The organism is Mycobacterium sp. TH-M106, assembly GCF_057473765.1.
Map to the genome: position 1 here is coordinate 1 of NZ_JBYCLE010000543.1, position 5,780 is coordinate 5,780.

Consider the following 5,780-nt stretch of genomic DNA (forward strand, 5'->3'; position numbering starts at 1 on the left):
AACCTCTCAGGCCCGAAGGACCGCGCGAAGACGACGATGCCTCTGGAAAGCGGTGGCGACCGGCAGCGGTCTTCACCCGCCGATGGGGAAAGGCCACGTGCGGCTCTGGCTGCAGCGGCTGAAACTCTCAGGCGCCCGGTGCACGGGTGAAGACAGAGGGGGAGGACCCGCCAGGGTGTGCGGGGTCCTGCCCCTGCAGCCCGTGCTGCCGATGTCAGGAGTTTCGCCGATGTCCGACCCCACTCAAGCCCGCCTCAGCTTTGCCGACCGGCACATCGGCCCGGACCACCGCGACATCGCCACGATGCTCACCGTCATCGGGGTCGATTCGCTTGACGACCTGGCCGCCAAGGCGGTCCCGGCGGGCATCCTCGACCCGCTGACCGGCACGGGGGCGGCTCCCGGGTTGGACCGGCTGCCGCCAGCCGCCAGCGAGGCCGAGACGCTGGCCGAGTTGCGCACGCTGGCCGACGCCAACACCGTCGCGGTGTCGATGATCGGCCAGGGTTACTACGACACCTTCACCCCGCCGGTGTTGCTGCGCAACGTCATGGAAAACCCAGCCTGGTACACCGCCTACACCCCGTATCAACCGGAGATCAGCCAGGGCCGGCTGGAGGCGCTGCTGAATTTCCAAACCTTGGTCGCCGACCTGACCGGCCTCGAGGTGGCCAACGCCTCGATGCTCGACGAGGGCACCGCCGCCGCCGAGGCAATGACGCTGATGCATCGCGCGGTGCGCGGAGAACGGGCCGACCGGCTGGCCGTCGACGTCGACGTGTTCACCCAGACCGCTGCGGTGCTGGCCACCCGCGCGGAGCCGCTGGGCATCGAGATCGTCACCGCAGATTTGACCAACGGGCTGCCGGAGGGCGAGTTCTTCGGCGTCATCGCCCAGCTGCCGGGGGCCAGCGGGCGGGTCACCGACTGGTCCGCGCTGGTCGAGCAGGCGCACGACCACGGCGCGCTGGCGGCGATCGGCGCCGATCCGCTGGCGCTGACGCTCATCACCCCACCCGGGGAGATCGGCGCCGACGTCGCATTCGGCAGCACCCAGCGATTCGGCGTGCCGATGGGGTTCGGCGGTCCGCACGCCGGGTACCTCGCGGTGCACGACCGCCACGCGCGCCAGCTGCCCGGCCGGCTGGTCGGGGTATCTCGTGACGCGGAGGGGTCGCCCGCCTTCCGGCTGGCGCTGCAGACCCGTGAACAGCACATCCGCCGGGACAAGGCGACATCGAACATCTGCACCGCGCAGGTGTTGCTGGCGGTGATGGCTGCGATGTACGCCAGCTACCACGGCGCCGACGGGCTGGCCGCGATTGCCCGCCGGGTGCACGCTCATGCCGGAAAGATCGCCGCCGCGTTGGGCGATGCGCTGGTGCACGACACCTACTTCGACACGGTGCTGGCCCGGGTTCCCGGGCGCGCCGACCAGGTGATCGCCGCGGCCAAGGCGGGCGGCATCAACCTGTGGCGGGTCGACGGCGACCACGTCTCGGTGTCCTGCGACGAGACCACCACCGACGCGCACGTGGCAGCGGTGCTGGAGGCTTTCGGCGTCACGGCCGCCGAACCGGTGTGCGCGGGAATCGTCACCCGCACCTCGAAGTTTCTGAGTCAACCCGCCTTCACCGACCACCGCACCGAGACAGCGATGATGCGGTATCTGCGCACCCTGGCCGACAAGGATATTGCGTTGGACCGCAGCATGATTCCGCTGGGCTCGTGCACCATGAAACTCAACGCCGCCGCCGAGATGGAGCCGATCACCTGGCCGGAGTTCGCTCGCCAGCATCCGTTCGCGCCGGCCGGCGACACACCGGGTCTGCGGCGGCTCATCGGTGAACTGGAAAGCTGGCTGACCGCGCTGACGGGCTACGACGCCTGCTCGCTGCAGCCCAACGCAGGCTCGCAGGGCGAGTATGCCGGGCTGCTGGCGATTCATGCCTACCACGCCAGCCGCGGGGAAGGCCACCGCGACGTCTGCCTGATCCCGGCCAGCGCGCACGGCACCAACGCCGCGTCGGCGGCGCTGGCGGGGATGCGGGTGGCCGTGGTGGCTTGCCGGGAGAACGGGGACGTCGACCTCGACGACCTGCACGCCAAGCTCGGTGAGCATGCTGGCCGACTGGCGGCGCTGATGATCACCTACCCGTCTACCCACGGTGTCTACGAGCAGGACATCGCCGAGATCTGCGCGACTACCCACGATGCCGGCGGCCAGGTCTACGTCGACGGCGCCAACCTCAACGCCCTGGTGGGCCTGGCCCGGCCGGGCAGGTTCGGCGGCGACGTCAGCCACCTGAATCTGCACAAGACGTTCTGCATTCCCCACGGCGGAGGTGGGCCCGGCGTCGGACCGCTGGTGGCGTGCGCCCACCTGGCGCCGTTTCTGCCGGGCCACCCGCTGGCCCCGGAATTGCCGGCCGGGCGGCCGGTGTCGTCGGCGCCGTACGGCTCGGCGTCGATACTGCCGATCACCTGGGCCTACCTGAAGATGATGGGCCCCGCCGGGCTGCGGCGAGCCTCGCTGACCGCGATCGCGTCGGCCAACTACATCGCCCGCCGGCTCGACGAGTACTACCCGGTGCTCTACACCGGTGCGAACGGCATGGTTGCCCACGAATGCATCCTCGATCTACGCGGCATCACCAAGACGACCGGGGTGACCGTCGACGATGTCGCAAAAAGGCTGGCGGACTACGGCTTTCACGCTCCGACGATGAGCTTCCCGGTGGCCGGCACGCTGATGGTGGAACCGACCGAGAGCGAAAGCCTCGCCGAGGTTGACGCGTTCTGCGCGGCGATGATCGCCATCCGCGGCGAAATCGACCGGGTCGGCGCTGGAGTGTGGCCAGCAGACGACAACCCGTTGCGCGCCGCGCCGCACACCGCCGCGTGCCTGCTGGCGGACAAGTGGGACCACCCCTACACCCGCGAAGAGGCGGCCTACCCACTGGGCACGGCATTCCGGCCCAAGGTGTGGCCGGCGGTGCGGCGCATAGACGGCGCCTACGGCGACCGCAACCTGGTCTGCTCGTGCCCGCCGGTGCAGGACCTGCCCTGAGGTTCCCTGGGGCAGCTATGGTCAGCTCAGCAGTGTGCTCAGCGCGGTAGCCAGCTCCGGCGAGTTCGACCTGGCGACATTGAGGTAGCTGCCGCCGCTGAGTCGGGCGACGGCCTGCCACGTCGACTGGTCGGGGTCGTCGCCGAAGTCGACGACGTTGACGGCGACGGGACGCTGCGGGTCGACGGCCTGGCGGATGAAGTCCTGCAGCCCGGTAGCGCTCAGCGTCTGGTCGGTGTGCGGTCCCGAGGTCAGCACCAGCACGGAATTACTCTGGCCGGCAAGGTAATTGGCTAGTGCCTGGTTGTAGACCAGCCGCAGCGTCGTGAACGACACCGCACCGCCGGACGTCGAGCTCAGGTCGTTCAGTTGGGTGACCAGCGCGGCGGTGCGGGGCTCTCCGTCGACCGGGTCTGCCAGCGGGCCGGTGGAGACCACCGAGCGGCCCTCGGTGCCGTCGAAGGTCCACAGCCCCACCGCGGCGTTCGACGGCATGGCCTGGATTTGCCGCTCCAGCGCGGCAACGACGTTGGTCAGCCGGGTGTCGCCGCCTTCGCTGGTGGTCATCGACTGGTCCAGCATGATGGTGACGGCGGCGGTGGTGGCTGGGGCGGCCAGCACGCTGGCCAGCGTGGTGCGCAGCGCGTCGTCGCTCACCGACAGTGTTGCGGGCAACGACGCGAAACTGGTGACGTCACTGCTCGGCGGTGCGATGCCCTCGACCCGGAACCCGGCTTTGGCCAACTCCGCCAGCTGGTCTGGCTTGCGGACGAAGTGGGCGAACTCGCTGGCGGCGCTGATCTGCTCCGGCGACAGCCACGCTCCGCTGAGCAACACCGTCGGGTAGTCGGCGATCGCAGCCGGACCCGGCGGCAGCCACGAACTCAGCGTGCCGGCGGCGTCGGCCACCGACTCGCCGCGGGAGAACACCTGTTGTTCGGTGGTGACCACCGCATGCACCGGCGCGGTCGCCGGGTCAGCCGGCCGTAGCAGCGTGTTCATCGCCTCGGCCAACGAACTGTCCGCCAACTTGGGCTGCGCGTCGACCAGGGTGCGCAACGGCGGGATGCCGGCGCTGGCCGGCGCCCCGGGCGGTGTGGACGCCGACGCGACCGCCTCGGCGGCCAGAAACGCCGCGTCGGCGTTGCCACCGACCGGCAGCGCCAGCCGCAGCGACCCCCAGCCGGGTAGGTGTACCCCAGCCAACGCGTCGTCATTGCTCTGCAGGGTCGGCAATGTCGCCCAATTTTGCCGCGCTAGCGCGGTTTTGAGTTCGGGTCGCACAGCGAGCAGCACCGGGGAGCTGACCAGGGAGCGGCTGTCACTGATGATCTGCTGGCCGGCGGCGGCCTGTAGCCGCACCGCCGAGACGGAGCTGCCCGGGATCCACAACGCCGGCCGTTCACCCAGCTGGGCCGGCCAGTCGCCGATGAAGCCGCCGACGACGGCACCCGAGTCCGCGGGCGTGACCTGCACCGACACGCAGCGGTCACCGATGGGCTTGGCCGACTTGTTGAACGGGCGGGCGAACTCGCCGATGTAGTCGGCGATCGACGGGTCCGCGACGACGGCAACGGTCAGCTGGCCGGCTATGCAGCGCCCGGCGGCGCTGCTGGAGCGGTGCGACAGCGAGGTGCCGAAGAAACGCCACAGGATCACCGTGCCCACCACCACGATCACCGCAACCAGGGCGGCGATCACGCCGGTGCTGACACCGCGCCGCCCGGCTTCGGTGCGGTGGCCGCCCCGCGACTCGCTGCGATGACTGGCCGGCGCCGGCGCCTCCCGGGTGTCGCCGGTGTCGCCGGCATGGCGGCCGCTGTCGATTTCCAGGGTTTCCGGGGTTTCCGGGGTTTCCGGAGAGTAATCGGAGAAGTCATCCGGCCCGCGCATGCTGTGCCTACCCATGGCGGTGGGTGTGTCGGTTAGTGGCCAGCATCGTCACCGGCTTGACCCGCTAGGGAAGCCTTGACCTCACGACGGGCTCGATGCAGGATCGGCTCGGTGTAGCCGTTGGGTTGCGCGGTCCCGGACAAGATCAGCTCCTGTGCGGCGGCGAATGCGATGCTGCTCTCGACATCGGGTGCCATCGGCCGATAATTCGGATCGCCGGCGTTCTGCCGGTCCACCACCGGCGCCATCCGCTCCAGGCTGGAGCGCACATCCTCGGCGGTGATCACCCCGTGGTGCAGCCAGTTGGCCAGTAGCTGCGAGGAGATCCGCAGGGTGGCACGGTCTTCCATCAGTGCCACGTCGTGAATGTCGGGCACCTTCGAGCAGCCCACACCCTGGTCGACCCAGCGCACCACGTAGCCGAGGATCGACTGACAGTTGTTGTCGACCTCCTCGCGGATCTCCTCCGGCGCCCAGGCCAGCTCCCCGGAGAGCGGAATGGTCAACAGCTGTTGCAGCGTGGTGCGGGTCTTGCCGGCGAGCTCGTGCTGCACCGCGAACACGTCGACCTGGTGGTAGTGCATCGCGTGCAGGGTGGCGGCGGTCGGCGACGGCACCCAGGCGGTGCTGGCACCAGCACGCGGGTGGGCGATCTTCTGGGAGACCATGTCGGCCATCAGGTCGGTCATGGTCCACATGCCCTTGCCGATCTGAGCGTGGCCGGTCAGGCCGGTCGCCAGGCCGACGTCGACGTTGGCGTCCTCGTAGGCCAGGATCCACGGCTGGGTCTTCATGGCGGCCTTGCGCACCATCGGCC

The 5,780-nt window shown here is 69.7% G+C and carries 2 protein-coding genes, 1 pseudogene and 1 riboswitch; of the genes and pseudogenes, 1 reads left to right on the forward strand and 2 read right to left on the reverse strand.

Annotation, left to right across the window (positions count from 1 at the left end; translation table 11 throughout):
- The first annotated feature begins 32 nt into the window (after positions 1–32).
- Positions 33–166, forward strand: a riboswitch (glycine riboswitch).
- Between the two features lie 63 nt (positions 167–229).
- On the forward strand, positions 230–3,070 hold the full coding sequence (gene gcvP / locus AC2VOP_RS18730) for an aminomethyl-transferring glycine dehydrogenase (protein WP_486962359.1): 2,841 nt from the start codon (positions 230–232) through the stop codon (positions 3,068–3,070).
- A 21-nt stretch (positions 3,071–3,091) separates the two neighbouring features.
- Here gcvP and AC2VOP_RS18735 read toward each other — a convergent pair whose 3' ends face one another.
- Positions 3,092–4,978 carry a substrate-binding domain-containing protein gene (locus AC2VOP_RS18735; RefSeq protein WP_486962360.1) on the reverse strand — a complete coding sequence of 629 codons (1,887 nt, stop codon included), beginning with the start codon at positions 4,976–4,978 and terminating at the stop codon, positions 3,092–3,094.
- 17 nt (positions 4,979–4,995) lie between these two features.
- Positions 4,996–5,780 (reverse strand): annotated as a pseudogene (locus tag AC2VOP_RS18740) (malate synthase G); the annotation flags it as partial.

Bases quoted from the DNA above. Each gene is read 5' to 3' on its own strand.
- gcvP (WP_486962359.1), top strand. From the start codon at position 230: ATGTCCGACCCCACTCAAGCCCGCCTCAGCTTTGCCGACCGGCACATC.
- AC2VOP_RS18735 (WP_486962360.1), bottom strand. From the start codon at position 4,978: ATGGGTAGGCACAGCATGCGCGGGCCGGATGACTTCTCCGATTACTCT.